General features: G+C 73.6%; 30 protein-coding genes. 11 read left to right on the top strand and 19 right to left on the bottom strand.

Annotated elements, in window-relative coordinates:
• Window positions 1–29: 29 nt before the first annotated feature.
• The 5 genes from CFP66_RS15510 to CFP66_RS15530 all read right to left on the bottom strand — a co-directional run bounded on the left by CFP66_RS15510 (window position 30) and on the right by CFP66_RS15530 (window position 3933).
• Window positions 30–1058, bottom strand: coding sequence for an iron-containing redox enzyme family protein (locus tag CFP66_RS15510; RefSeq protein WP_094924508.1), 1029 nt, complete (start codon window positions 1056–1058; stop codon window positions 30–32).
• Window positions 1045–1269, bottom strand: coding sequence for a CDGSH iron-sulfur domain-containing protein (locus CFP66_RS15515; protein WP_369805072.1), 225 nt, complete (start codon window positions 1267–1269; stop codon window positions 1045–1047). Before CFP66_RS15515 ends, CFP66_RS15510 begins: the two co-directional genes overlap by 14 nt.
• Window positions 1259–1918: a HemK2/MTQ2 family protein methyltransferase gene (locus tag CFP66_RS15520; RefSeq protein WP_369805057.1), complete on the bottom strand. Its 660-nt coding sequence runs from the start codon at window positions 1916–1918 to the stop codon at window positions 1259–1261. Before CFP66_RS15520 ends, CFP66_RS15515 begins: the two co-directional genes overlap by 11 nt.
• 45 nt (window positions 1919–1963) lie before the next feature.
• Window positions 1964–2857 carry a hypothetical protein gene (locus CFP66_RS15525; RefSeq protein WP_094924512.1) on the bottom strand — a complete coding sequence of 298 codons (894 nt, stop codon included), beginning with the start codon at window positions 2855–2857 and terminating at the stop codon, window positions 1964–1966.
• Between the two features lie 134 nt (window positions 2858–2991).
• Window positions 2992–3933: a hypothetical protein gene (locus CFP66_RS15530; protein WP_094924515.1), complete on the bottom strand. Its 942-nt coding sequence runs from the start codon at window positions 3931–3933 to the stop codon at window positions 2992–2994.
• Between the two features lie 179 nt (window positions 3934–4112).
• Here CFP66_RS15530 and ligD point away from each other — a divergent pair, with 179 nt between their 5' ends.
• Window positions 4113–5126 (top strand): non-homologous end-joining DNA ligase, encoded by a 1014-nt coding sequence (gene ligD, locus CFP66_RS15535; protein ID WP_369805058.1) that lies wholly within the window; start codon window positions 4113–4115, stop codon window positions 5124–5126.
• A 24-nt stretch (window positions 5127–5150) separates the two neighbouring features.
• Here the strand turns inward: ligD and CFP66_RS15540 are convergent, their stop codons facing one another.
• Window positions 5151–5657 carry a MarR family winged helix-turn-helix transcriptional regulator gene (locus tag CFP66_RS15540; RefSeq protein WP_094924517.1) on the bottom strand — a complete coding sequence of 169 codons (507 nt, stop codon included), beginning with the start codon at window positions 5655–5657 and terminating at the stop codon, window positions 5151–5153.
• 82 nt (window positions 5658–5739) lie between these two features.
• Between CFP66_RS15540 and CFP66_RS15545 the strand changes: the two genes are divergently transcribed.
• Together CFP66_RS15545 and CFP66_RS15550 are read left to right on the top strand one after the other, a co-directional pair.
• Window positions 5740–6645: an EamA family transporter gene (locus CFP66_RS15545; protein ID WP_094924519.1), complete on the top strand. Its 906-nt coding sequence runs from the start codon at window positions 5740–5742 to the stop codon at window positions 6643–6645.
• 20 nt (window positions 6646–6665) lie between these two features.
• A complete protein-coding gene (locus CFP66_RS15550) occupies window positions 6666–7307 on the top strand; it encodes an NAD(P)-dependent oxidoreductase (protein ID WP_094924807.1) in 642 nt (213 codons plus the stop codon).
• Between the two features lie 60 nt (window positions 7308–7367).
• Here CFP66_RS15550 and CFP66_RS48555 read toward each other — a convergent pair whose 3' ends face one another.
• The 3 genes from CFP66_RS48555 to CFP66_RS15560 are packed head-to-tail and all read right to left on the bottom strand — an operon-like array spanning window position 7368 to window position 8378.
• A complete protein-coding gene (locus CFP66_RS48555) occupies window positions 7368–7535 on the bottom strand; it encodes a hypothetical protein (RefSeq protein WP_198961463.1) in 168 nt (55 codons plus the stop codon).
• On the bottom strand, window positions 7522–7887 hold the full coding sequence (locus tag CFP66_RS15555; protein ID WP_094924521.1) for a DUF3618 domain-containing protein: 366 nt from the start codon (window positions 7885–7887) through the stop codon (window positions 7522–7524). The genes CFP66_RS48555 and CFP66_RS15555 overlap by 14 nt, the downstream gene beginning before the upstream one ends.
• The gene (locus CFP66_RS15560; RefSeq protein ID WP_094924523.1) at window positions 7884–8378 is read right to left on the bottom strand and encodes a phage holin family protein; all 495 of its coding nucleotides are present in this window, start codon (window positions 8376–8378) and stop codon (window positions 7884–7886) included. The genes CFP66_RS15555 and CFP66_RS15560 overlap by 4 nt, the downstream gene beginning before the upstream one ends.
• 150 nt (window positions 8379–8528) lie before the next feature.
• Here CFP66_RS15560 and CFP66_RS15565 point away from each other — a divergent pair, with 150 nt between their 5' ends.
• Window positions 8529–8975: a DUF4383 domain-containing protein gene (locus tag CFP66_RS15565; protein ID WP_094924526.1), complete on the top strand. Its 447-nt coding sequence runs from the start codon at window positions 8529–8531 to the stop codon at window positions 8973–8975.
• Between the two features lie 9 nt (window positions 8976–8984).
• Here the strand turns inward: CFP66_RS15565 and CFP66_RS15570 are convergent, their stop codons facing one another.
• From CFP66_RS15570 to CFP66_RS15580, 3 genes are read right to left on the bottom strand one after another with little or no spacing between them, the layout of a single operon-like run.
• The gene (locus CFP66_RS15570; RefSeq protein WP_094924528.1) at window positions 8985–9746 is read right to left on the bottom strand and encodes an AIM24 family protein; all 762 of its coding nucleotides are present in this window, start codon (window positions 9744–9746) and stop codon (window positions 8985–8987) included.
• Window positions 9747–9751: 5 nt separating this feature from the next.
• Window positions 9752–10402: an AIM24 family protein gene (locus CFP66_RS15575; protein WP_094924530.1), complete on the bottom strand. Its 651-nt coding sequence runs from the start codon at window positions 10400–10402 to the stop codon at window positions 9752–9754.
• Window positions 10402–11025 carry an AIM24 family protein gene (locus CFP66_RS15580; protein WP_198961464.1) on the bottom strand — a complete coding sequence of 208 codons (624 nt, stop codon included), beginning with the start codon at window positions 11023–11025 and terminating at the stop codon, window positions 10402–10404. The genes CFP66_RS15575 and CFP66_RS15580 overlap by 1 nt, the downstream gene beginning before the upstream one ends.
• A 65-nt stretch (window positions 11026–11090) precedes the next feature.
• On the opposite strand from CFP66_RS15580, the gene CFP66_RS15585 reads away from it, so the two are divergent.
• From CFP66_RS15585 to CFP66_RS15600, 4 genes are all read left to right on the top strand, one after another.
• Window positions 11091–11321 carry a hypothetical protein gene (locus CFP66_RS15585; RefSeq protein WP_094924532.1) on the top strand — a complete coding sequence of 77 codons (231 nt, stop codon included), beginning with the start codon at window positions 11091–11093 and terminating at the stop codon, window positions 11319–11321.
• Between the two features lie 123 nt (window positions 11322–11444).
• On the top strand, window positions 11445–11903 hold the full coding sequence (locus tag CFP66_RS15590) for an ATP-binding protein (protein ID WP_094924535.1): 459 nt from the start codon (window positions 11445–11447) through the stop codon (window positions 11901–11903).
• 26 nt (window positions 11904–11929) lie between these two features.
• Window positions 11930–12238: a hypothetical protein gene (locus CFP66_RS15595; protein ID WP_094924537.1), complete on the top strand. Its 309-nt coding sequence runs from the start codon at window positions 11930–11932 to the stop codon at window positions 12236–12238.
• Between the two features lie 111 nt (window positions 12239–12349).
• Window positions 12350–13642, top strand: coding sequence for a lysine N(6)-hydroxylase/L-ornithine N(5)-oxygenase family protein (locus tag CFP66_RS15600; RefSeq protein WP_094924539.1), 1293 nt, complete (start codon window positions 12350–12352; stop codon window positions 13640–13642).
• Here the strand turns inward: CFP66_RS15600 and CFP66_RS15605 are convergent.
• A complete protein-coding gene (locus CFP66_RS15605; protein ID WP_094924542.1) occupies window positions 13630–15099 on the bottom strand; it encodes a pyridoxal-dependent decarboxylase in 1470 nt (489 codons plus the stop codon). The genes CFP66_RS15600 and CFP66_RS15605 overlap by 13 nt on opposite strands.
• A 77-nt stretch (window positions 15100–15176) precedes the next feature.
• Between CFP66_RS15605 and CFP66_RS15610 the strand changes: the two genes are divergently transcribed.
• Both CFP66_RS15610 and CFP66_RS15615 read left to right on the top strand, forming a co-directional pair.
• Window positions 15177–16379 carry an MFS transporter gene (locus CFP66_RS15610; protein WP_094924545.1) on the top strand — a complete coding sequence of 401 codons (1203 nt, stop codon included), beginning with the start codon at window positions 15177–15179 and terminating at the stop codon, window positions 16377–16379.
• A gap of 76 nt (window positions 16380–16455) precedes the next feature.
• Entirely contained in the window at window positions 16456–17217 is a 762-nt protein-coding gene (locus CFP66_RS15615; protein ID WP_094924549.1) for a 3-hydroxyacyl-CoA dehydrogenase, read from the top strand.
• A gap of 24 nt (window positions 17218–17241) precedes the next feature.
• Here CFP66_RS15615 and CFP66_RS15620 read toward each other — a convergent pair whose 3' ends face one another.
• From CFP66_RS15620 to folP, 5 genes are all read right to left on the bottom strand, one after another.
• The gene (locus CFP66_RS15620) at window positions 17242–17577 is read right to left on the bottom strand and encodes an Lsr2 family protein (RefSeq protein ID WP_094924811.1); all 336 of its coding nucleotides are present in this window, start codon (window positions 17575–17577) and stop codon (window positions 17242–17244) included.
• A gap of 255 nt (window positions 17578–17832) precedes the next feature.
• Window positions 17833–19176, bottom strand: coding sequence for an acyl-CoA dehydrogenase family protein (locus tag CFP66_RS15625; RefSeq protein ID WP_233159456.1), 1344 nt, complete (start codon window positions 19174–19176; stop codon window positions 17833–17835).
• Window positions 19177–19263: 87 nt separating this feature from the next.
• Window positions 19264–19713, bottom strand: a complete 450-nt coding sequence (locus CFP66_RS15630; RefSeq protein WP_094924554.1) for a GNAT family N-acetyltransferase — start codon at window positions 19711–19713, stop codon at window positions 19264–19266.
• Between the two features lie 564 nt (window positions 19714–20277).
• The gene (locus CFP66_RS15635; protein ID WP_094924557.1) at window positions 20278–21045 is read right to left on the bottom strand and encodes a dihydrofolate reductase family protein; all 768 of its coding nucleotides are present in this window, start codon (window positions 21043–21045) and stop codon (window positions 20278–20280) included.
• A complete protein-coding gene (folP, locus tag CFP66_RS15640) occupies window positions 21045–21854 on the bottom strand; it encodes a dihydropteroate synthase (RefSeq protein WP_094924559.1) in 810 nt (269 codons plus the stop codon). The genes CFP66_RS15635 and folP overlap by 1 nt, the downstream gene beginning before the upstream one ends.
• 226 nt (window positions 21855–22080) lie before the next feature.
• On the opposite strand from folP, the gene CFP66_RS49190 reads away from it, so the two are divergent.
• Window positions 22081–22410, top strand: a complete 330-nt coding sequence (locus tag CFP66_RS49190) for a DUF3817 domain-containing protein (RefSeq protein WP_233159457.1) — start codon at window positions 22081–22083, stop codon at window positions 22408–22410.
• A 24-nt stretch (window positions 22411–22434) separates the two neighbouring features.
• Here CFP66_RS49190 and CFP66_RS15650 read toward each other — a convergent pair whose 3' ends face one another.
• Window positions 22435–23658, bottom strand: coding sequence for a PLP-dependent aspartate aminotransferase family protein (locus CFP66_RS15650; RefSeq protein ID WP_094924564.1), 1224 nt, complete (start codon window positions 23656–23658; stop codon window positions 22435–22437).
• Between the last annotated feature and the right edge of the window lie 79 nt (window positions 23659–23737).

Below are 23737 nucleotides of genomic sequence, written 5' to 3' on the forward strand. Positions count from 1 at the left end.
CACCTCCAGGGCGACGCCGAGTGGGATCTCTACGCGCTGGAGGCGCGGGCCGCGTGGTCGGGCAGCGGGTGCCGCAGCGACGTGCGGTCCTGGGCCCAGCAGCCGAGCAGGTGCGCGCCGAACCGGTCGGCGAGGAACCCGCTCGCCCGGATGCCGAACACGACGTCCGCGGCGAGGGCGGGCTCACCCGCCAGCAGCGGCGCGATCACGCCGCGGCGGACCAGCTGCTCGTGCACCGCGTCCGCCTCGACGTGCTCGGCGTAGAACTCGACGGCCGCCTCGGGCAGGCCGAGCCGGCGCATGGCGCGCACCAGCCGGTCCGAGCCGGGGGAGGAGGTGAGCTCCACGGTCGCGAACTGCCCGATCAGTGCCCCGCGCAGGCGGCGGTGCAGCCCGCACAACGACATCAGGTTGACCTCGGCGAGCGTCTCGGCGGGTGCGGCGTCGAGGTAGGCGCCGTAGGTGTCGTCGAGGTCGAGCGCGCGCATCATGTCGGCGAACAGCTGCGCGTGCATGCGGTCGGGGTCGCCGGCGCCGTACTCGTCGTGCTCGACGGTGACGAGCGCGGCCTTCGCCGGCCCGTCGAGGCGGGCGATCACCCAGGCCTGCGGGTCGGCCTCCTTGAGGTGGTAGAGCGAGCGGTGCGCGACGTACTCGCGCACCTGCCAGGGCTCGCCCTCCTTCTTCAGGTACCACGACGGGCCCTGCCCCTCGACCGGCTCGACGAGCAGCGCGTCGAGCTCGGCGCCCACGTCGTCGGAGGGCTCGACGTCGGCGCGCAGGGCGTCGGTGAACAGCCGCTCGAGCGCGGCGCGCACGGTCAGCAGCGCCGGGTCCCACTCCCGCTCGTCCGCCACCCCGGCGAACCCGCGGTAGTGCAGCTCGTAGAGGCAGTACAGCGCGAGCTGCAGGTCGGCGCCGTAGGGGTCGGCGTCGAGGGTGGGTGCGCCGGCCTCGCGGTCCTCGCGCAGCGCGGTGATCACCGCGGCGGACAGGGGCCCGCGCGGCGCCGGCAGGGGCGGTGCCGCGACCGGACGTGCGGGGTTACGGCTGAGCACGGTCCTCCTCCTCGCCACCGCCGCGGACCTTGCGGCGGTGGCTCGTGTCGCAGAACGGCGGGCGACGGCTGCGCTTGCAGGTGCACAGCGCGCTCACCGGGCGGTCGGAGCGGACCCGCCGCCCGTCGGGCAGCACGACGTCCACCGGCCCGGACACGAGCAGCGGCCCGTCGTCGGTGATCACCACCTGTGGCACGCGCTCAGCCACGATGCGCCCCCACGACGACCAGCTCCTCCTCGCGCTGCCCCGGCCCGATCAGGCCGCGGGACTCCAGCAGCGCGCTGCGGGCCCGCATGACCGGCCCGAACGGGACGGTCGCCTTGGCCAGCACCTGCGGGACCAGCCCGGCGCGGTCGAGCGCGTCGAGGGTGAGGTCGGTGTCGCAGACCGCCGAGTGCACGAGCAGCACGTCGCCGTCCGGCGTGAGGACGTCGGTGACACCGGCGCAGATCCGGTCCAGCACCGCGCGGCCGTCCGGGCCCGCGTCCCAGCACCGCGCCTTGCGGTGTCGGGGGAGGCGGCCGGTCTCGGCGGGCACGTACGGCGGGTTGGCCACCACCAGCCCGAAGCGCCGGTGGGCGACGGGGGCGAACATGTCGCCGCGGTGCACCGTGACCGGCATCCTGTGCAGCCTGCTGTTGAACCACGTCGCCGCCACCGACCGCAGCGACAGGTCCACCGCCGTGACGGCGGCGGCGCCGGCCCGGGCCGCGGCGAGCGCGAGCGCACCGCTTCCCGTTCCGACGTCGAGCACGTCACGACCGAGGGCGAACCCGTCCCGGTCCATCACGTCGGTCAGCAACTCGGTGTCACCCTCGGCCCGGTACACCCCGGGTGGGCGCAGCAACATCACGACCATCTGATGCCCTGCGCGGCGCCCGCCAAACGCACTTGCGCGGCCACATCAGTTCTCGGTCCGCGTCTTGGCCACCGCCGCGTAGCGCGTCTGCGCGGCGGTGATGATGCCGCTGCGGTTCTTGTGCTTCTCCTCGAACGCGATCATGGTGCGCAACGCGTCGGGGTCGCTGAGCTCGCGGATCGCGGCGATCGCGTTCTGCGCGGTCATCTCCTCGTAGTGCTTGATCGGCAGCTCCGACGCGGCCAGCCGCCCCAGGTCGGCGCGGGTCTCGTGCACCGCGCCCGCCACGGTGTCGGCGCCGTCGCGGCGGGCCACCCGCTCGGTCTGGCGCAGGGCGGCATCCCGGCTCGCCGAGGCGACCTCGCGCGTACCGAGCCCGAGCTGCGTCGCCCTGCCCGCGACGTCACCGACGACGCCCCGCGCCTGCTCGCCCGTGCGGTAGGCGGTGTGCACGGCCCAGTTGACCTGCTGCACCGCGAGCCGGGTCGGCAGGCCGACGGCGTGCGCCACGCCGCCTGCCACCCGCTGCAGCGGCGTGGGCGTCAGGGCGGCCGGGCCGCCGAGGGCCTCCTCGGCCAGCACCGTGGTGAGCCACTCGACGGTGGCGGAGTGCGCGGTGACCAGGTCGTCGGCCAGGCGCTCCACCGAGGGCAGCCCGGCCCGCTGCGCGAGCACGCGCACGTACCGGGCCCGGTCGCGCAGCTGGTGCTCGAGGGTGAGATCGGAGAGCAGCGCCTCGTCGATGGGCTGCGTCTGCTCGAGCGTGCTCTTGGCCAGGGCGAGGACGCGCCCGATCGCCGGTGTCACGACGTCGGGCACGGCGTCGAGGTCGTCGAGGGCGTCGGCGATGCGGGCAGCGCGGCGCACAGCGTTCTCGGCGTTCTGCTGCAGCTCGCGGCGTACGGCGTCGGTGCGGGCGACGCGACACGAGCACGCCACAGCCCCGACTCGCGGGGGTGGGCGCCGAACCTCCGCGAGTCGCGGGCGTGGGCGCGCGAGTCGCGGGGGGTGGGCGCCGAACTTCCGCGAGTCGCGGTCTACGGGGGCGGATGTCGCGCTGTGCCGGGCGCGGGTCAGAGCTCGTTCTCGAGCTCCTCCAGGCGGGCGCGGGCGCGGGCGGTGCGGGAGGCGGCCACACCGACGGCGCGCGCCGCGGACTTCGCCGCCGACTCCGCGTCCCGCGCGGTGGACGCGGTGGTGCGCTCGCGTTCGCGGGCGGCCTCCAGCTCGGCGGTCAGCTCCGCCACTCGGTGACGAGCGTCGTCGCGGGCGCCGGCCGCGTCGTCGCGCGCGGAGTCGGCGGAGTCCTGGGCCGAGCGTGCCTGCGATTCCTCGTCCTCCGCGGCCGCCAGCGCCTCCGCCCGCCGGTCGCGCTCGGCGCGCAGCCGTTCGCTGCGGGCGCGGTCGTCGGCCTCGGTGTCCCTCGCGGGCTCGGGCTCGCCGGCGGAGGGCTCCTCGGGCGCGTGCCGCGGGGCCGGTACGGCGTCCGGGTCGGTCTCGGGCCCGAAGCCGGTGTAGCTCAGCGTGCGCGTGAGCCGGCCCGCGCGTACCTGCTCGGCGACCTCGGGGCGCGCGAGGGCGGCATCGAGGATTCCCTGCAGGTCCCGCAGCACGCTCTCGGCCGCCGGGTCGCCCGCCTCCTGCGCCAGCCGCCCGGCCTCGCGTGCCATCGCGGCGACGAGCTGGTGGCGCTTGCTGGACAGCTGGCGCAGCGCGGCGCCGTCGAGCGTGCGCTGGGCGTCGGCCAGGCCGGTGGCGAGACCGAGCAACCCGTCCAGCTGCGCGGTGCGGTGGCGGGCGAGGAGGTTGGCCAGCCATGCGGCCCGGGTGGGGCGGCGCAACCGCCCGATCGCCTTGGCCAGCTCCCGGTCGCCGCGCTCGCGCGCACTGGCGACGGCCGCGTCCCGGGCGCCGATGAACTCGTCGGGCGGCAGGCCGTACAGCTCGTCCGCGACGGCGGCCAGACCCGCCGAATCCGGATCTTCGGCGCTCGTCGTCGGGCTGTGGTCGGCCACACAGCGAGCTTAGTGCGATCTCCGCCCCGAAGATCCCCCGATTGCGCGTGCAACAGTTACCGTGGAGTAGCACGGCTCTGGCGGACCCCCCGGCCGCCCCCGTGCTCCGGCGGCCGCTTCCCCACCCCTCGAGAAGCGGCCGCCGGTCTCCTCCGGAGTCACCCTTCCGGTAGTCAGAGGTGCAGGCGGGGGCCGTGGCGGGCAAGCTGCGCGGGATGGACGCCCTGCCCTCGCTCCCGCCGGCGGTGTCGCCGATGCTGGCGACGGCCGGGCAGCCCCCTGCCGGGCCGGGCTGGGCGTTCGAGTTCAAGTGGGACGGGGTCCGCGCCGTCACCGCGGTGGCGGGCGAGCGCATCCGGGCGCAGAGCCGCCGCGGGAACGAGGTCACCGCCGCCTACCCGGAGCTCGCCGATCTCACGGCCCTTCTCGACGGACGCCCTGTCCTGCTCGACGGCGAGGTGGTCGCCCTCGACGCGCAGGGGCGTCCCGACTTCGGGCTGCTGCAACACCGGATGCACGTCCGCTCGCCCGCCCCGGAGCTGGTCGAGCAGATCCCGGTGTCCTACGTCGTGTTCGACCTGCTGCACGCCGACGGCGCCTCGTTGCTCGCCGAACCCTACGACCGGCGCCGTGCACTGCTGGAGGAGCTGGAGCTCGCCGGCCCCCGCGTGCGCGTGCCCCCCGCGGCTCCGGGCGTGAGCGGCGGGCAGCTGCTGGAGGTGGCGCGGGCGCACGGGCTGGAAGGTGTGGTCGGCAAGCGTCGCACCGGCCGGTACGAGCCCGGCCGTCGCTCGGCGGCCTGGATCAAGACGGCGCTGTTGCACACGCAGGAGGTCGTCGTCGGCGGCTGGACGGCGGGGGAGGGGCGGCGCGCTCAGAGCATCGGCGCGCTGCTGCTCGGCGCCTACGACGACACCGGGTCGCTGCGCTACCTCGGTCACGTCGGCACCGGGTTCACCGAGGCGGCGCTGCGGTCGCTGCTCGTCGAGCTGCGGGCCCGCGAGCAGCCGGGGAGCCCCTTCGACGAGGAGGTCCCGCGGGAGGAGGCGCGCAAAGCGCGGTGGGTGCGCCCCGAGCTGGTGGGAGAGGTCGTCTACCGCGTCCTGACGCGGGAGGGGCGGCTGCGGCACGCGGCGTGGCGCGGGCTGCGCAGCGACAAGGAGCCGCAGGACGCGGTGATGCCGCCGACCTGACCGGCGTGGTGTGCGCGGCGGGGATCAGGTGATGTCGGTGTCGCCGAGGGAGTGCAGCGCGATGCGCAGCACCCCGGCGAGCTGGGCGCGCTCGTCGGTGGTGAGCGCGGCGAACAGGCGTGCCTCGTTGGCGAGGTGGTCGGCGAAGAACGCGTCGATCAGCTCCAGGGCGCGAGGGGTCAGCTGCACGCGCACCGAGCGGCGGTCGTCGGCGCCGGGCCGGCGCTCGACAAGCCCCTTGGCCTCCAAGCGGTCGATGCGGTTGGTCATCGCCCCTGAGGTGATCATGGATGCCTTCAGCAGGCCGCCCGGGGTGAGGGCGTACGGCGCCCCGGCCCGGCGCAGCGTGAGCAGTACGTCAGCTTCCCACAGCTCGAGGTCGCGCTCGGCGTAGAAGGCCTTGAGCTCGCGTTCGAGCACCCGGGTGAGCCGCTGCATGCGGCCCACGAGCTCCATGGGCCACAGGTCGTCCACGGCGTCGGGGCGCTCGCGGTGCCACTGCTCGAGGATCCGGTCGACAGCGTCGCGCATGAGCGAACTCTCTTCATCTCGAGATACTTGACGTCGTGCTACTGCTCGTGCTCGGATATCTCTCGACATCGAGAATATCAGCATGGAGAGTGCGATGGCCGCCGACCGGCTCCTGACCATGATCGCCCCCGTCAGCTGGGGAACCACCTACGTCGTCACGGCAACCCTGTTGCCGCCCGATCGGCCGCTGCTCGCCGCCCTGTTGCGGGCGCTGCCCGCGGGCCTGCTGGTGCTGCTGCTGGTGCGGCGATTGCCGCCTGGGCGGATCTGGTGGTGGCGGTTCCTCGCGCTCGGCGTCGTGAACTTCGCCGCGTTCTTCCCGCTGTTGTTCTACGCGGCCTACCGGCTGCCCGGGGGCGTGGCCGCAACGGTCAGCGCGGTCCAGCCGCTCGTCGTCGCCGGGCTGGCGTGGCTGGTGCTGCACACGCGCACACCGCTGCCCCACCTGCTGGCCGCGCTCGTCGGGGTCGCCGGCGTGGCGCTGATGACGCTCACCGCAGCGGCCCGCCTCGACCCTGCGGCCCTGCTCGCGATGCTCGCTGCGACGTCGTTGGTCGGGCTCGGCATCGTCCTCGGGAAGCGGTGGGGGAGTCCGGGGTCGCCCCTGATGACGACCGGGTGGCAACTGACGCTCGGCGGCCTGGTCCTGGCTCCCGCCACGCTGTTCGTGGAGGGGCTGCCGCCCACGCTCACCGTTGCCAACGTCGCGGGCTACACCTACCTCGCCACCATCGGGGGCGCGCTCGCCTACGTCTGCTGGTTCCGCGGCATCGAGCGCCTCAGCCCGACGACGGTCTCGCTGCTGACCCTGTCCAACCCGCTCACCGCCACCGTCGCCGGGCTGGTCGTGCTCGGCCAGACGCTGACCCCGGCCCAGACCGTCGGGCTCGGCGTGGCGCTCGTCGCCCTCGTGGCCGGTCAGGTGCTCGGCCGTCCAGCGGCGCCGCTCCCTCCCCTCGACCACCGGCCCCAGCCGGTCCCCCGCTGACCCCGAAACGGAGCATGATCATGCAGATCACAGTGATCGGAGCCACCGGAATGGTCGGCAGGCGGGTGGTGGCCGAGGCGCTCGCCCGGGGGCATTCCCTCACCGCCGTCGTGCGCGACACCACCCGCGCTGCCGACCTGCCGCCCGCCGTGCGCGTGCGGGCGGGTGACGCAGCGGACGTCGTGGCCGTCGCGTGCCTGGCCGCCGATCAGGACGTCGTGGTGGCGTCCATCCGCCCCGCCGTGGGGTCCGAGGCCGAACTCGTCCCGACGACGCAGGCACTGCTGGCGGGACTCGTGGGGTCCGGAGCCCGGTTGCTGGTCGTCGGCGGCGCCGGCAGCCTGGTCGTGCCCGGCACGGGCGGACTGGTCGCCGATGACCCGTCGCTGGTCACCGGCGGGTACCGCGCCATAGCGCTGGCGGGTGTGCAGCAGCTCGCCGCGTGCCGGGCAGCACCGGACGAGGTGGACTGGACGTATCTGAGCCCGCCCGCCGAGCTGGTGCCCGGCGTGCGGACGCGCACCTACCGGCGGGGCACCGACGAGCTGCTCCTCGACACCCGAGGCCGGTCGAGGATCTCCGTGGAGGATCTGGCGGTCGCGCTGCTGGACGAGGCGCAGAACCCTGCGCATCGCCGCACGCGATTCACGGTGGCGTACTGAACCGGGCCGCCGGACGAGCGATCAGAGGCGACCGTGCCGCTCGTCGCGCTCCTTCGTGGGTCACGACTCCCGGGTGGTGCCGGTGCGGGCCGGCGGATCGTCGTCGGCGGGCGGCTCGGCAGCCGCCCACTCCTCGCGGTTCGACCCGCCGGGGCCCAGCTCGCCGGCCACCTCGTCGGCCAGCGCCTCGTCCTGACGGGGACTGTGCTTGGAGCTACCGCGTTCCATCCGCGTCCTCCTTCCGGATCTTGCGCGTGCGCAGCCGCTGACGCAGGGCGCGCAGCACCAGGAAGCCGAGTACGGCGCCGATGCCGGCGACGAGGGCCGGGCGCTCGCGCAAGGCGGCCTGCGCCTCCGGCGCCCGTTCGGCCACGACCTCCCGGGCGTGACTCACCTGGGCCTGCACCCGTTCGGCCGTCTCGGCGCGCTTCTCGCGCATCCGGGACGGGACGTCCACGCGGTGCGCGAGCTCCTGGACGGTGTCGCCGAGCTCGGTCCGCAGCTCCTCGACCTCCCGCTGGGGGTCAGCCGGGGTGTCCCGGGAGGTGCCGGCCGGTGTGTCGGACTGCGAGGCGGTCATCGGTGCACCGCACCCTTCACCGTGGCGACATCGTCCTGCACACCCTGCACCGCCTTCTCCGGTACTGCAGGCGTGGCCTGCTTGATCTGGCTGCGCCCGGCCAGGGCCAGCACCCCGGCCACGAGCAGCAGCACGACGCCGATGATCAGCGCCGACAGCCACACGGGCAGCACCGTGGCGAGCCCGGCGATCGCGGCGGCGATGAGCGCGCCGACGCCGAACAGCGCGACCACGCCACCTGCTCCGGCGAGCCCGGCGCCGGCACCTGCGCGCTTGCCCTTCGCGGTGAGCTCGGTGCGGGCCAGCTCCAGCTCGCGGCGGATCAGCTCCGAGAGCTGGGTCGAGAGCCGCTGGACCAGCTCACCGGTCGAAGCGGCGGTCAGGCCGTCGTGTGCACCTTGGGGAACGGGGCTCGGGTCCACGCCGGCCACGGTCGCGCCCGATGCGCTCGTGGCCCGCTGGCTCGGCACGTCCGTCGTCTGCGGAGTCATACGGGAGGCCTACCCCCGGCGTGCCCGGTCTAACACCCGCTGACCGGTTCCGGTGCGGCACGGCGGCGTTCCGGTGGATCCCGGCCGTGGCCGCTTGGGTCGCCGCGCCCCGGGTACACCGCGCTCCGTCGCTGCAGATGGGAGCACACGATGCCCGGTTCGGCCCTCACCCCGCGCACCCGCCACCCCGTTCAGACGACGGGGATGGTCGTCAGCGCGGTCTTCATCGTCGTCGGGATCCTGGGGTTCATCCCGGGTGCGACGACCGACTTCGACCGGCTGTCGTTCGCCGGGCACATGTCCGGCGCGCTGCTGCTGGGCCTGTTCGCCGTCTCCGTGCTGCACAACCTCGTGCACCTGGCGTTCGGCGTCGTGGGGTTCGCGATGTCGCGCACGGCGTCCGGTGCGCGCGCGTTCCTCATCGGCGGCGGGATCGTCTACGCCGTGCTGTGGATCTACGGCCTGATCATCGACTTCGACAGCGCCGCGAACTTCGTGCCGCTGAACACGGCCGACAACTGGCTGCACCTGGTGCTCGCCGTCGGCATGATCGGACTGGGGGTGCTGCTCGGCCGTGACCTGCGGGCCCGCACCTGACGCCTGCGGCTACCGCTGCCGCTGCGCCAGCTGGGACTGGATGATGCCCTGCAGGTGCGTGAGGTCCGGCGCACCGAGGGCTGCGATCTGGCTCTCCAGCTGGCGCAGCAGGTGCGGGTCGGTGACGCCGAGCTCCGAGGACTGCAGCAGCACCGTTCCCGCACCGGTGAAGTCGAACTGCCGCTCCTCCCCGGACTGGACGCCGAGGGCGCCCGCCGCAGCACCGAGGAACCCGGTCATCCAGCTCGCATCGAAGTGGTGCGCCGGGGAGGGGCAGTCCGCCCAGCCCACCAGCGCCTGCGGGTCGACCCGGATCGGCGGTTCGGCGAAGATCACCGGTCCCGAGCTGGACGCGAGGAACTTCCCGGTGCCGATCAGGGTGAGGAAGCCGGGCACGATCGACTGCTTCAGCTCGAGGGTCGCGTCGAACGCGAGCAGGTTGGCGGCGCGCAGCGTGAGGTTGCCCTCGTCTAGGTCGTAGCTGTTGATGTCGTAGCCGCGATCGCCCAGCAGCAGGTGCCCGGCACCGGTGGCCACGACCCAGTCGCGCGTGTAGAGCGGCGCGGAGAAGCGGGCGGCCACGAACCCGCCGACGCTCGCGGACGTGAGCGGCTCGAACCGGATGCCCGACCCGCCCGCAGCGGGGTAGTAGGCGATCATCCGCCCGGTCTGCATGAACAGCTGCCCGTCCAGGCGCACGCAGTAGGCGTAGTGGTTGCCCGGCACGTTGTCGTTGTCGGGCAGCGTGCGGGGATTCAGAGGGGCGTTCACGCCTGTCACACCTTCTGCTCGGAGGCCTGGACGTAGACGGTGCCGGACCCGGTGAGCTTGAGTTGGATGGCCTCGCCGGAACCCCGCCCCACGGCGTCGCGCCAGCTCGCGGCGACCGCGATGTCGGCGTCGACCTGCCCGACGTGTGCCACGTAGGCCTGGGGGTCGACGGTGGTGGGAGCGCCGGGGCGCACCGGCAGGGCGAGGGTGCCGCCGTGGGAGAGCACCGCCACCGAGCCCACGCCGTGCAGCTGAGTGGTGAACATCCCCTGGCCGCTCACGGCCCCGCGCACGGCCCCGCGGATCCCGCCCTGCTGGCCGAGGAACACGACCGCGGACTGCAAGGTGGCGTCGTGGGCGACGAGCCGGTCGGCCTCCACCGACAGCGGCCCGGAGCCGTCGAGCTCGATGACCGTGACGTAGCGGCCCCCGAGGCCGTAGTAGACGGTGCCGCTGCCGCGCGCGGCCATCATCGCGACCTGCTCGCCGCGCACCATCCGCCCGGCCATGCCGCCCAGACCGCCCTGGCCGGTGTGCACGGGCGCGAAGCCGACGTCACCGGTGTAGGCGAGCATCGCGCCGCGGCGGGCCAGCACCTCGCCCCCGGGCGCCACCACCGCGGAGACGACCTTCGGGTTCACCTGGGTGAAGGCCACTACCGCTCCTCGGGCTGGATGTAGACGACGCCGGTGCCGTCGAAGCGCAGGGAGAACGCCTCCCCGGAGCTCTCGCCGACGATGTTGCGCCACGAGACGTCGGTGACGAAGGTCTGGTCGAGCCGACCGGTGCTCGCGACGAACGCGTCGGGATCGACGACGAGCGGGTGCTGTGGCGCCACCTCCAGCGCGATCGGCGGGCCGCCCGCGGACAGCAGCGCCACCGCGCCGTCGCCGGTGACGGTCGTGGTGAACAGCCCCTGGCCCGACGACGCCCCGCGCAGACCGGCGAAGGCGACGTCGGTGCGCAGGCCGTCGGATATCGCGAGGAGCTGTTCGGACTCGACCTTGAGCGTGTCGCCGGCGAGCTCGATCACCACGACGTCCATGGCGTCCTTCGCGAACCACACCGTGCCGGTGCCGGTGCACTGCATCAACGCCACCGACTCGCCGGTGGCGCGCCGCTTCAGCGCCGCCCGCAGCCCGTCGCCCCCGCCCATCCCGGCGTTGCGGAAGGAGACCTCGCCGGTGTAGGCGATCATCGACCCGGTGGCCGCCCGCACGGAGCCACCGTGCAGGTCGATCTCGAGCACGCGTGGCCCGTTGAGCTGGAAGCCGTGCACCTGGGTGATCCTGGCACACGCCGCGAGCGCGTTTCGCAATCGGTTCGGCGGGCAACCGATTGTTCATGGAGCGCACCAGGATCAGGCGATCCGTCCTCGCGGCCGTTGCCGCGGGTGGACTGCTGCTCACCGGAGCGGGGGCCTGCGACGACGGCGGTCCGGGCGTCGGGGAAGGCGGCGAGCAGGGCGACGTCGACCGCGAATTCGGCACCGGCGGAGACAGCGGCGCCGGCGAGGACGGCGCCGGGGAGCCGGGCGAGGGTGGCGCCGGCGACGAGCTCGGCGGGGGCGGCTGAGCGGTACCGACCGGAGGGCGGGTCACGGTCCGCCGGTCGCGTCGGCGCGGCGAACGGGCCACCGGCCGCACCACGGCGACGGGTGACGTTTGTTCCCCCGGCACGTCGTGGAAAGTGTGCAACATGGAGTATCCCGTCCGCCCCGGACCCGGACACATCGAGTTCGTGCACCGCAGCTGGCCGGCCGATTCCGAGCAGCTGGCGGTGATCCGGCGGGAGCTGGGCGGCTGGCTCGCGCCGCTCGCGCTGACCGAGGAGGAGACCGCCGACGTCGTGCTCGCCGTGGACGAGGCGGCGGCCAACGCCGTGCGCCACGCCTACGGCCCCGACGAGGCGGGCGTCGTGGAGCTCACGCTCTGGACCGAGTCCGAGACGCTGTGCATCGAGGTCGTGGACCACGGGAGCTGGCGGCCGCCGGCGGACCGGTCGCGCGAGAGCGGGCGCGGCATCCCGCTGATGAGCCACATGTCCGAGTCGGTGCTCATCCACTTCGACGACCGGGGCAGCCGGGTGCTGCTGCGTCACCGCATCCCGAGCCTGGAGGGTGGGCGCTCGTCCGAGCGCGGATCCGAGGAGGCCTGAGGCGCGATCCGGGGTACCCCGCCCTCATGGCAGCGCAGGACCGGCGGGCACGGGGACAAGCGCAGGGACGACGGACACGGGCGGACTACGAGCGCGGCCTGCCCGACTACCACGACCCGACGGCCGGGATCGGCGGCGCCGCCCCGGCCCGGAGCGCCCTGACGCTGCGTGCGGTGCTCGCCGTGTTCGGGCTCGTGTTCGCGGTGGGTGCGGCCTGGATCGGGTTCGCCTCCGGGCTCGGGGTGCTCGGCTGGGCGATGGTGGTCGTGGCGGTGATCGCACTGGGCGACCTGGCCTGGGTGCTCTACCGGAAGGGCCGCGGGGAGCCGGGGTGACACGCGGCAGTCGTGGGCGGGGAACGACACACAACCCTTGAACCCCGCGCAAACTTAGGTGAGGCTGCCCTGGCAAAGGTCGCGCGCGGTGCGCGGTCGGGGAGGGAGACGATGCAGGAGCCTCACGCGCTCGATCTCGTGGGAGTCGGGTTCGGGCCCTCGAACCTCGGGCTGGCGATCGCGCTGGACGAGCGCACCGGTCCGGCGCTCTCGATGCGGTTCCTGGAGCGGCAGGAGCGGTTCGGGTGGCACCGCGGGATGCTGCTCGAGGACGCGACGATGCAGGTCTCCTACCTCAAGGACCTCGTGACGCTGCGCAACCCGGCCAGCGGTTACGGGTTCCTGTCCTACCTGCACGAGCGCGGGCGGCTCGCCGACTTCATCAACTACGGCAGCCCGTTCCCCACCCGCATCGAGTTCCACGACTACCTCGAGTGGGCTGCCGCCGGCTTCGCCGACCGGGTCGACTACGGCGCCGAGGTGCAACGGATCGCCGCGGTTCCCGGCGAACCCGGGCTCCTGGAGGTGCACGCGTCGCACGCCACGCGCGGTGCCACATCCGTGCGCACGCGCAACGTCGTGCTCGCCACCGGCCTGGTGCCGCAACTGCCCGAAGGCGTGCGGCGCGGCCCCCGCGTCTGGCACAGCAGCGAGTTGCTGACCCGCGTCGACTCGCTCCACGACCCCCGGCGTGTGGTCGTCGTCGGCGCGGGGCAGAGTGCCGCCGAGGCCCTGGACCACCTGCACCGCACGTTCCCCGCTGCGGAGGTGCGGGCCGTCTTCAGCCGCTTCGGCTACAGCCCGGCCGACGACACGCCGTTCGCGAACCGGGTGTTCGACCCCTCGGCGGTGGACGCATTCCACCGCGCGCCCTCCGAGGTGAAGGGCCTGATCCTGGGCTACCACGGCAACACCAACTACTCGGTCGTCGACCCGGAGCTGATCGAGTCGCTCTACCGGCGCCACTACCACGAGCGGGTCAGCGGCCGGGAGCGGCTGCGCTTCCACAACGTCAGCCGCGTCGCCGACGCGATCGAGGTGGACGGGCGCGTCGAGCTGGCCGTGGAGTCGATGGTCGACGGCGGGCGGGAGGTGCTCAGCGCCGACCTCGTCGTCTACGCCACGGGCTACCGGTCCTCGGATCCGGCCCGCATGCTGGGCGCGCTCGCCGACTCCTGCCTCCGCGACGAGGAGGGGCGGCTGCGCGTGGAGCGCGACTACCGCGTGGCGACGCGGCCGGAGATCGGCGCCGGGATCTACCTCCAGGGCGCCACCGAGCACAGCCACGGCTTGTCCTCCACGCTGCTGTCGACGGTCGCGACCCGCTCCGGGGAGATCGCGGACGCGATCGCGGCGGCGACCGGCGCGCAGGTCCCGGCCTGGGCCGTGGGTCAGGCCGGGTAGCGCCGCCGCACGCGGTCGGCCTCGGCGCGCAACTGCTCCCACAGCTGATCGACGTGCTCCGGACCGGTGCTGACCCCGCCGATCGCCACGCGGACCAGGTAGCGGCCCTCGACCACGGTGTGGGTGAGGAAGGCGAGGCCCGAGTCGTTCACGCGCTCGAGCACCTCGCGGGAGGCGGCGTCGTCGGCGTCGGGCCCGGCGCCGGTGACGACCCGCAGGCACACCAGCGCGAGGGAGGGGTCGGCGGCCAGGTCGAACGCCGGGTCGGCGCGGACGCGTTCGGCCAGGCCGGTGGCGAGCGCGACGTGGCCGCGGATGTGCGCCCGCAGCCCGGACAGGCCGACGCCGTGCAGCACCGTCCACAGCTTGAGTGCCCGGAAGCGGCGTCCCAGCGGCACCTGCCAGTCGCGGTAGTCGACCACCGCGCCCGACTCGGACGCGGCGTTGCGCAGGTACTCCGGGGTGATCGAGAGCGCCGCGGGCAGCGCGGTGCCGTCGCGCACCCACAGCAGGGACGCGTCGAACGCGGTGAGCAACCACTTGTGCGCGTCGGTGCAGAACGAGTCGACGAGCTCGACCCCGTCGAGCAGGTGCCGGAACTCGGGTGCCAGCGCGGCCACGCCGGCCCAGGCGGCGTCCACGTGCACCCACACGCCGTGTTCACGAGCGACCTCGGCCACCGCCCGCACCGGATCGATCGCGCCGGTGCCGGTCGTGCCGATGGTCGGGCAGACGAGCACCGGTGTCAGCCCGGCCGCCACGTCCTGCGCCACGGCGGTGGCCAGCGCCTGCGGCGACATGGCCCGGGTGCCGGGAGTCGGGGCGACCGTGCGCAGCGCCCGGGCACCGAGCCCGGCCACGCGCGCGGCCTTGGCCAGCGACGAGTGCGTCTCGGCGGTGACGTAGACGCGCTCGGTGCCGGTGACGCCGCGCTCGCGCCACCCCGGCTCCGCGCGGTGCAGGGCGGCGAGCAGCGCCACCAGCGCCGCGGACGAGGCCGAGTCCTGGATGCTGCCGCCCCCGCCGCCTGCGAAGGTGAATCCCGGGTCCAGACCCAGCGCGGCCGCGAGGCCGTCGACCAGCACCTGCTCCACCTCGGTGGCGGCGGGCGAGGTGGACCACAGCATCCCCTGCGCACCGAGCCCGCCGGAGAGCATGTCACCGAGCAGGGAGTGCAGCGAGGCGTTCGCCGGGAAGTAGGCGAAGAACCGGGGGTGCTGCCAGTGCGTGCTGGCCGGCACCACGACCTCGTCCACGGTGGCGAGCAACGCGTCGAGCGGCGCGGGGTCCTCGGGCAGCGCCACCGGCAGGCGGTCACGCACCCAGCCGGGTTCGACGTCGGCCCGCACCGGCAGGGCGTCCAGGCCCGCCCGGTGGTCGGCGATCCAGTCGACGACCGCGTGGCCGAGCCTGCGGAACTCCTCCGGGCCGAGGTCTGCGGGGTTCGCGGAATTCACGGAGCAACGCTAACCAGTGGCGGTTCTCACGCCCGCGGGGGGCAGCGCCGGATGCCGCGGCGGCGCATGGTCGAGCGGTGACGACGGAGACCGGCGGCGTGGTGGGGGAGCGGGGCAGGCTGCGGCTGCTCCAGTTGGCCGCGTTGACCAGTACCTGCGACCGGTTCGCGATCGCCCCGCTGCTGGTGGTCATCGGACTCGACATGGGTGCTCCGCTGGCGGCCGTCGCCGCCGTGGCGAGCGTCTACTTCCTCGCCTACGGGCTGATGCAGCCGGTGTGGGGGCTGATCAGCGACCGCATCGGCCGCGTGCGGGTGATGCGGTTGTCGCTGCTGGGTGCGGCGCTCGCCGGGGTGGCGTCCGTCGTCGCGCCGAACCTGCTGGTCCTGGGAATCGCGCGGACGGTCGCGGGCGGCTGCTTCGCCGCCCTGATCCCGGCCACCCTCGTCTACGTCGGCGACATGTGGCCGCCGCAGGTCCGCCAGCGTCCGCTGTCGGACGTGCTCACCGCCTCCTCGCTCGGCACCGCGGTGGCGACCGCGGGCGCGGGAGTGCTGGCCGACCTCGTCGGGTGGCGCATCGTCCCGGGCGTCACCGGGGTGGCCGCGGCGGCCCTGTGGGTGGCCCTGCGCCGGCTGCCGGAGCCGGACCGGGGGCCGGTCACCGGCAGCCCGCTTCGCTCGATCGCGACGGTCCTGCACCACCGGTGGGCGCGGGTCGTGCTCGCGCTCGTGCTGGTCGAAGGCATGGTCGTGCTCGGTGTGCTGACCTACCTCGCGCCCGCCGTGCAGGCCCTCGGCGCCTCCGCGGCCGTCGCCGGGGCGGTGGCGGCCGCGTTCGGGGTGGGGTCGCTGGTCTGGTCGCGAGTGGTGCGCCGGCTGGTCGGGCGCCTGTCCCCGGCGGCGTTGTCGACCGTCGGCGCAGTCCTGCTCGTGGCGGCGTGGGCGGTGCCGGCCGTCGCCGTCACCATGACCACGGTGGTCGTCGCGGGGGTGCTCCTGGGTGGCTCGTGGGCATTCCTGCACACCACGCTGCAGAGCTGGGTGACCGAGGTCGTGCCCACCGAGCGGGCCACCGCGGTGGCGCTGTTCGCGGCCCTGCTGTTCCTCGGCGGCTCGGCGGGCACCGCCGCGGTCGCGCCGCTCGCCGACGCCGGAGCTTTCGAGGCGGTGTTCCGCGTGGCGCTGGTGGTGTCCGTGCCGCTCGCGGTGGCCGCCGTCGTGGCCCGCAGGCGCTACGGCGCCGACGGCGGGGTCGGGCCGGCGCCGGCCGCGCAGTGATGCGCGCCAGCGGTGGTATGACTTCCGACGACCGCGGGGACCCGCGGGACCGCGATCGGCAGGAGGAGTAGCCACTGTGGACATCACCGACGGCGTTGCGCTGGTCACCGGGGGCGCGTCCGGGCTCGGGTTCGCCACCACCAAGGCGTTGCGTGCAGCCGGGGCGCGGGTCGTGATCCTCGACCTGCCGAGCTCCGCCGGCGCCGAGCGCGCCGCCGAACTCGGGGACGGGGTGGTGTTCGCCCCCGCCGACGTGCGCAGCGAGGCCGATGTCACCGCCGCGCTCGACGCCGCCGATGCCCTCGGCCCGCTGAGGGTGGCCGTCAACTGCGCCGGCACCGGGAACGCGATCCGGACGGTCGGCCGCAAGGGAGTGTTCCCGTTGGCCGACTTCACCCGGATCATCGAGATCAACCTGATCGGGACGTTCAACGTGATCCGGCTGGCCGCCGAGCGGATGGTCCGCCACGACCCCGTCGGGGAGGAGCGCGGTGTGATCGTCAACACCGCCTCGGTGGCCGCGTTCGACGGCCAGATCGGCCAGGCCGCCTACTCCGCCTCCAAGGGCGGAGTGGTCGGGATGACGTTGCCGATCGCCCGCGACCTCGCGGGTGCGCAGATCCGGGTGGTCACGATCGCGCCCGGCCTGTTCGACACCCCGTTGCTGGCCGGGGCGTCGGACGAGGTGCGGGCCTCGCTCGGGGCCCAGGTGCCGCACCCGGCCCGGCTCGGGAACCCGGCCGAGTTCGGCGCACTGGCCGCGCACATCGTGGCCAACCCGATGCTGAACGGTGAGGTCATCCGGCTCGACGGTGCGATCCGCATGGCGCCGCGCTGAGCCCGACGCGGTCGCATCCGCCGTTCAGCGGCTCTTGTGGTAGGCCTCGAGCACGTTGGACGGGATGCGGCCGCGCTCGGAGATCTTCATCCCCTGAGCCTGGGCCCATTCCCGAATGGCCTGGTTCTGCTCGCGGTCGGTGCTGGGCCGCGCCGCAGCGGTGCTGGCGGTCGAACGCCGGCGACCGCCGGTGCGGCGAGCAGCCGAAACGAACGGCTCGAGGGCCTCCCGCAATCTGGCGCTATTGGCCGTGGACAGGTCGATCTCGTAGGACTTGCCGTCCATCGCGAACTCGACCTGCTCGTCGGCGGTGCTGCCGTCCAGGTCGTCGACCAAGGTGACGGTTGTCTGCTTTGCCACGTGCACAGCCTTTCGAAGATGCTCCGGGTACGTCGACGCACCCCCGGTGTGACGGGCAGTCGGCCGAGGGTTCCGGCGGTTCCGAGAACGAGGTGGTCGTTAATTGCGAGAACGATGATAAAGGAGCAGGGCGCGCAATGTCGATCCGGGGCGGATCCGAGGTGTGTCGCCGGTGTGCGGCGCCGGCCCGAATGGATCGTGGGGCCGGAAAGAGCCGACCGGCCCCGCAGCGAGAGGGGCCGGTCGGGGGGCGGTTCAGAGGTCGGCGGTGGCGGCTTCCAGGTAGTCGGCGAACTTGCGCCGCGCCGCCTCGGCCCGCGTGGGGACGTGCTCGGTGGGCGTGTCCACCGGCTGGTAGCCGCGCAGGATCCGGCGCGCGACGGAGGCCTTGTGCACCTCGTCGGGTCCGTCGTAGATCCGCGCCGCGCGGGCGGCGCGGTACATCTCCTCCAACGGCAGGTCACCGGAGAAACCGAGGGATCCGTGCACCTGCACGGCCCGGTCGATCACGTCGTGCAGCACGCGCGCGCCCCAGTACTTGATCATGGCGATCTCGACGCGGGCATTCGACGCGCCGACCTGATCCATCGTCCAGGCCGCGTGCAGCGTGAGCAGCCGGGCGGCCTGCATCTCGGCGGCGGAAGAGGCCACCCAGTCCTGAACCATCTGCTTGTCGGCGAGGACGGAACCGTGCGTGTAGCGGCTCACCGCGCGTTCGCACAGCATGTCGAACGCCCGTTTCGACTGGCCGAGCCAGCGCATGGCGTGGTGGATGCGGCCGGGGCCGAGTCGCTGTTGCGCCAGCCGGAAACCGTCGCCCGGGTTGCCGACCAGGTTCTCCACCGGCACCCGCACATCGGTGTAGAGCACTTCGGCGTGCCCGCCGTAGAGCTTCCCCGTGACGGTGGGGTGGTCCATCACCGGGATGTCGCGCACGATCTGCACCCCGGGCGTCTCGACCGGCACGATGAACATCGACGAGCCCTGGTAGGCCGACACGTCGGGATCGGTCACGGCCATCACGATGAGGAAGTCGGCGTTCGAGGCGTTCGACGAGAACCACTTGTGCCCGTTGATGACGTAATCGTCGCCGTCGCGGACCGCGCGGGTGGACAGCAGTGTCGGATCCGCCCCGGCGCCCGGTTCGGTCATCGAGAAGCAGCTGCGCAGCTCACCGCGCAGCAGCGGATGCATCCAGCGTTCCTTCTGCTCCGGCGAGCCGCCGATGGCGAGCAGTTCGGCGTTGCCGGAGTCGGGCGCCTGGTTGCCGAAGACCCCCGGCGCGAAGCGGCACTGGCCGAGGATCTCGTGCATCAGACCGAGCCGGACCTGCCCGAACCCGCCGCCGCCCAGCTCGGGCGGCAGGTGTGCCGCCCACAACCCGCGCTCCTTGACCTGCTCCTTGAGCGGCGCCGTGATGCGCCCGAACGTGTCGCGGTCCAGATCGAGCGTCTCGAGCGGCATGATCTCGTCGCGGACGAACCCGCGCATCCACTCCAGCTGTGCCTCGAACTCGGGTTCGGTGGAGAAGTCCCACGCCATCGTGCCGGCCTCCTGGTCGTCGCCGTGTCGTCGTCGCCGTGTTACCGCCGGAGTCATCGTGCCTCGTGGCGTGGCGCGGGGACAGCCCGTCCTGGAATCCACCTCTAGAGGCAGATTCGGAGAAGCGTCTGCGGGCGGCAGGCGTCAGGGCCGGTCGGAAAGGTGTGCGTCCGGCGCCTGGTACGGGTTCTCGACGGTGCGCTGCATCAACAGCCCGGCCGGCGGGTCGGTGAAGCCGAAGGGCCGGTAGACCTCGTGGGCGTCGCGGGTGGCGAGCATGACGCGGCGCAGCCCGTGGTGCCGGGCCCGCGCGACGACGGCCTCGACGAGCGCGCGCCCGATCCCGGCACCCCGGGCCTGCTCCACCACGAACACGTCGGAGATCCAGCCGAACGTGGCGCGGTCGGTGATCAGCCGGGCGAACCCGACCTGCCGCCCGTCGCGGTGGGCGCTCCAGCATTCGGATCCCGCGATGGCGGCCTCGACGACCGCGCGGGGCACGCCCGGGGACCAGTAGCTGGCGGCGAGCTCGCGGTGCACGAGGTCGACGTCGATGCGCCGAGGGTCGTCGGTGATCTCCACAGCGGGCGGCACGGGCGCAGCCTAGGACGTCGACCACCGACGGTCGCCGGGTTTGCCCACGGGGCGGCGCGTGGTGCGAGTCGTACGCCAGGGCGCTCGCGACGGCGCTCACGTACGTCTCGCACGTCGGCTCGGCGTCATGATCACCAGGAGCGGTGCGGGGGACACAGATCTGCAGTTCTGGCACCGCTGTCGCTGGTCATGGCCACCCGTGCGTTCCGCGGAACGCGCTTTTCATGATCGGATGGACCTGAGAGCGCTCCGGGAAAGATCCAACCCCCTCACGTCTATATGGTCATGAAAACTCCTGTGGGCGCGCCGGTCCCGGTCTTCGGCGCAGTCGGCCGCGTTTCGGTGGTTCTGCCAACCCGGCCACCTTCGGCGCGGCGGACGACCTCGGCGCCGAACCGACTGCGTGTGAGACCTGGAAATGGGGTGGGGCAGGGAGTCTCGAGCGCGGGCCGGCCGCCGCATGACCCGTGCCCTCGACGTGGAGGATGGTGCTCGTCCACCCGCCGGTCGTCGTGCCCCTCCTCGCCACGGGCGCGAGCATCCCAGCGCCCCGACAGAACCGGGTCAGCGGCGTAGGAGGTAACGCACCAGCAGGGTGTCGGCCTCGGTGACCACGGACGCAAGCTCCAGCGTCGCCGGCTCGACGCCGGCACCGGCGGCGATGCGCTCGGCGGCGCCGGCGACCAGCAGCGGGGACACGGTCAGGCGCAGCTCGTCCACCACGCCTGCGGCGAGAAGGGCGCCGAACAGGCGCGGGCCGCCCTCGCAGTCGATGCGGCCCAGCCCGCGCGCGGCCAGCGCGGCCACGCCCGCACGCAGGTCCACGGTGTGCTCCCCGGTGACGAGCACCGTGGCGCCCGCCTCGGTCCAGGCCCGCCGCTTGTCGGGCGGCGCATCGGCCGTGGTGAGCACGATGCTCGGCACCAGCGCCTCGGTGACGACCGGCGCGTCCGCCGGCAGGGACCGGCCGGTGGTGACCACCGCTGTCGGCGGGATCGGTGCGAGCCCGTGCCGCGCGCGCCGCTGCGTGGTCTGCGCGTCGGGGTGCACGCCGCGGAACTCCTCCACCACGGCCGTGGTGGCACCGACCAGCAGCACGTCGGCCAGATCGCTGCCCAGTTGCAGGACCCGCCGGTCCGGCGCGTTCGACAGCGCGGCTGCCCGCCCGCCCAGCTCCACCGCCCCGTCGGCGCTGGCCACGAAGTTGACCACGAGCCAGGGCGGTGCCGGATAGGTGTAGAGCCGCTCCAGCGCTGCCTCGTCCAGCTGCCCGTCGTCCAGCGGGCCGTCATCGGGCGCTCCCGCCGCGTGCGGCGGCCAGATCCGGTGCATCAGGCGATCCATTCCGACGCCCGACGTGGCGGGCGGGCGTTGAAGACGCTCGCGACCATCTCCAGCGCGTGCCGGGTGGGCGCCACCTCGTGCGCGCGGAAGACCTGGGCGCCGGCCTGCGCCGCGATGGTCGTGGCGGCCAGGGTGCCGGCGAGCCGTTCGGACAGGCCCACCCCGAGCGTCTCCCCGACGAAGGTCTTGTTCGACATCGCCATCAGGACCGGCCAGCCCGTCGCCACGAACCGCGGGACCGCCCGCAACAGGGCCAGGTGGTCGGCGGTGTTCTTGCCGAACCCGGTGGCGTCGATCAGGATCCCCTCGCGCGGCACGCCCCGGGCCAGGGCCCGCTCCGCGAGCTGCACCGTGAACTCGAGCACCTCGGCCACCATGTCGGCGTAGGCGGGGCGGAACGGCTCGGCGCGCGGCGCCCGCCCCCCGGTGTGGGTGCACACGTACCCCGCGCCGAACTCGGCGGCCACGTCGATCAGCTCCGGGTCCGCGGCCGCCCACGCGTCGTTGAGCAGGTCGGCGCCCGCCCGGCATGCCGCCGCCCCGACCTCGTGGCGCCAGGTGTCGATGCTGATCACGATGTCGGGGTACCGCTCCCGGATCCACTCGACGGTCGGCACGACCCGGCGGATCTCCTCCTCGGCGGTGACGGTGTCGCCGGGGCTGGCCGCGACGCCGCCGATGTCGATGACGTCGGCGCCCTCGGCGACCGCCCGGTCGATGGCGGCCTTCGCGGCGTCGTCGGCGAACGTCGCGCCGTGGTCGTAGAACGAGTCGGGGGTCCGGTTGACGATCGCCATGACCAGTGCCCGATCCCGCACCGGCCGCCGGCCCCGGATCACCAGCCCACCCGCCGAGCCCACCTCTGGAACTGCCACCCGCACCCTCCGCGCCTCCGACTCCACACCTTGGAGCCATACTGCCTCGCCGCGGCCCGTCAGAGAGCAGTACGGCTCCAAGGTGCGGTGTGGTGATGGTTCGACACCCGGTAGAACCAGTGGATCACGGGTCGGGCACAGTGGAGGGGTGGCTGCCGTCTCCCCGTCCACCGCTGCCTTCGTGTTCCGTGTCGTCGCGATCGCCGAGGCCTGTTCCTGGGCCGGCCTGCTCATCGGCATGTTCTTCAAGTACGTCGTGGTGTTCGACGAGATCGGCGTGACCGTGTTCGGCCCGATCCACGGCGCGCTGTTCGTGGCCTACGTCGTGGTCACGCTGCTGGTCGCCCGCACCTTCCGGTGGAGCGCGGGCACCACGCTGCTGGCCCTCGTCGCGAGCATCCCGCCGCTGGCCACCCTGTGGTTCGAGCGGCGCGCCCGCCACCGGGGCATGCTCGCCGAGCGCGCTGCCGCCGCATAGTGCGGGCGGCGCTCGCCGGATCCTTCACCCGGGGCCGACCGCCACCGTCAGGGCCCGGTCGAGGTCGGCCACCAGGTCCCTCGGGTCCTCCAGGCCCACCGAGAACCGCAGGTGCCCGTACCGGCGGAACTCCTGCGGGTAGTACCGGGCCCGCTCGTCGTCGCCGGACACGTGCACGATCAACGACTCGTCGTGCCCGAGTGACACCGCCGAGGTGATCACCCGCAGCGCCGCGACGAACCGGTTCTGGGTGTCTGGGTCCCCGCGCACGGCGAACGCGAGCATCCCGCCGAACCCTCCGTCGAGCGTTCGCGCGGCGAGCTCGTGCTGCGGGTGCGACGCCAGTCCCGGGTAGGCCACGTAGGCGATGCGGGAGTCGTGCTCGAGGAACTCGGCCACGGCCATCGCGTTCGCGCAGTGCGCGCGCATCCGCATCGGCAGCGTCACCGACCCGCGCATGATCAGCCAGGCGTTGAAGGGGCTGATCGCCCCGCCCACGTTCACCATCGCCTCGCTGCGGATGAGGTCCACCAGCGCCGAGCCCGCCTCACCGCCGCCGACGACGGCGCCGCCCATCGCGTCGCCGTGGCCGTTGATGTACTTGGTCAGGGAGTGGACGACGACGTCGGCGCCCAGCGCGAGCGGGCGCTGCAGCACGGGCGTGGCGAACGTGGAGTCGACCGACACCAGGGCACCCGCGGCATGGGCGAGCTCCGCGACCGCGGCCACGTCGGTGATCCGGGTGGTCGGATTCGCCGGCGTCTCGACGTGGACGATGCGCGTCTCCGGGCGGATCGCGGCGGCCACGGCGTCGAGGTCGGAGGTGTCGACGAGCGTGGCGGTGATCCCGTACTTGCGGGGCAGCAGCTCCGACAGCAGCCGGTAGGTGCCCACGTAGGTGTTGTCGGAGCTCACCACGTGGTCCCCGGAGCGCAGCGCGGCGAAGAACACCGCGTGCTGGGCGGCCATCCCGCTCGCCAGCGCCACCGCGGCCCTCCCGCCCTCGAGCGCCACGAGCTTCTCCTCCAGCCAGCCCTGGTTGACGCCGCCGTTGCGGGTGTAGAGCGGGGTACCGGTGCCCGACCAGGACAGCTCGGACGGGTCGTCGGGCAACGCATAGGAGTTGGCCATGACCAGCGGCCGGCGGATCGCCCCGCTCCCGGCGTCGACGGCGTTGCCGGCGTGCACGGCGAGGGTGGCGAGGTGGGGGGAGTCGGGCTGCGGCGAGTCGGGCGGGGAGTCGGACACGCCCCCTTTCGTACGCCAGCCCGTCCGGAGCCGGGAGACGGGCCCCGCGAGAGCCCGGTGCCGCCTCGACGCGTCCACG

Origin of the sequence: Pseudonocardia sp. MH-G8 (genome assembly GCF_002262885.1) — a bacterium.
Taxonomy (GTDB): Bacteria; Actinomycetota; Actinomycetes; order Mycobacteriales; family Pseudonocardiaceae; genus Pseudonocardia.

Coding starts and splice junctions, on each gene's coding strand:
- CFP66_RS15590 (WP_094924535.1), top strand. CDS start 11,445: ATGGAGTATCCCGTCCGCCCCGGACCCGGACACATCGAGTTCGTGCAC.
- CFP66_RS15595 (WP_094924537.1), top strand. CDS start 11,930: ATGGCAGCGCAGGACCGGCGGGCACGGGGACAAGCGCAGGGACGACGG.
- CFP66_RS15560 (WP_094924523.1), bottom strand. CDS start 8,378: ATGACTCCGCAGACGACGGACGTGCCGAGCCAGCGGGCCACGAGCGCA.
- CFP66_RS15545 (WP_094924519.1), top strand. CDS start 5,740: ATGGAGAGTGCGATGGCCGCCGACCGGCTCCTGACCATGATCGCCCCC.
- CFP66_RS48555 (WP_198961463.1), bottom strand. CDS start 7,535: ATGGAACGCGGTAGCTCCAAGCACAGTCCCCGTCAGGACGAGGCGCTG.
- CFP66_RS15540 (WP_094924517.1), bottom strand. CDS start 5,657: ATGCGCGACGCTGTCGACCGGATCCTCGAGCAGTGGCACCGCGAGCGC.
- folP (WP_094924559.1), bottom strand. CDS start 21,854: ATGGCGATCGTCAACCGGACCCCCGACTCGTTCTACGACCACGGCGCG.
- CFP66_RS15585 (WP_094924532.1), top strand. CDS start 11,091: ATGGAGCGCACCAGGATCAGGCGATCCGTCCTCGCGGCCGTTGCCGCG.
- CFP66_RS15565 (WP_094924526.1), top strand. CDS start 8,529: ATGCCCGGTTCGGCCCTCACCCCGCGCACCCGCCACCCCGTTCAGACG.
- CFP66_RS15550 (WP_094924807.1), top strand. CDS start 6,666: ATGCAGATCACAGTGATCGGAGCCACCGGAATGGTCGGCAGGCGGGTG.
- CFP66_RS15635 (WP_094924557.1), bottom strand. CDS start 21,045: ATGCACCGGATCTGGCCGCCGCACGCGGCGGGAGCGCCCGATGACGGC.
- CFP66_RS15600 (WP_094924539.1), top strand. CDS start 12,350: ATGCAGGAGCCTCACGCGCTCGATCTCGTGGGAGTCGGGTTCGGGCCC.
- CFP66_RS15555 (WP_094924521.1), bottom strand. CDS start 7,887: ATGACCGCCTCGCAGTCCGACACACCGGCCGGCACCTCCCGGGACACC.
- CFP66_RS15625 (WP_233159456.1), bottom strand. CDS start 19,176: ATGACTCCGGCGGTAACACGGCGACGACGACACGGCGACGACCAGGAG.
- CFP66_RS15520 (WP_369805057.1), bottom strand. CDS start 1,918: ATGGTCGTGATGTTGCTGCGCCCACCCGGGGTGTACCGGGCCGAGGGT.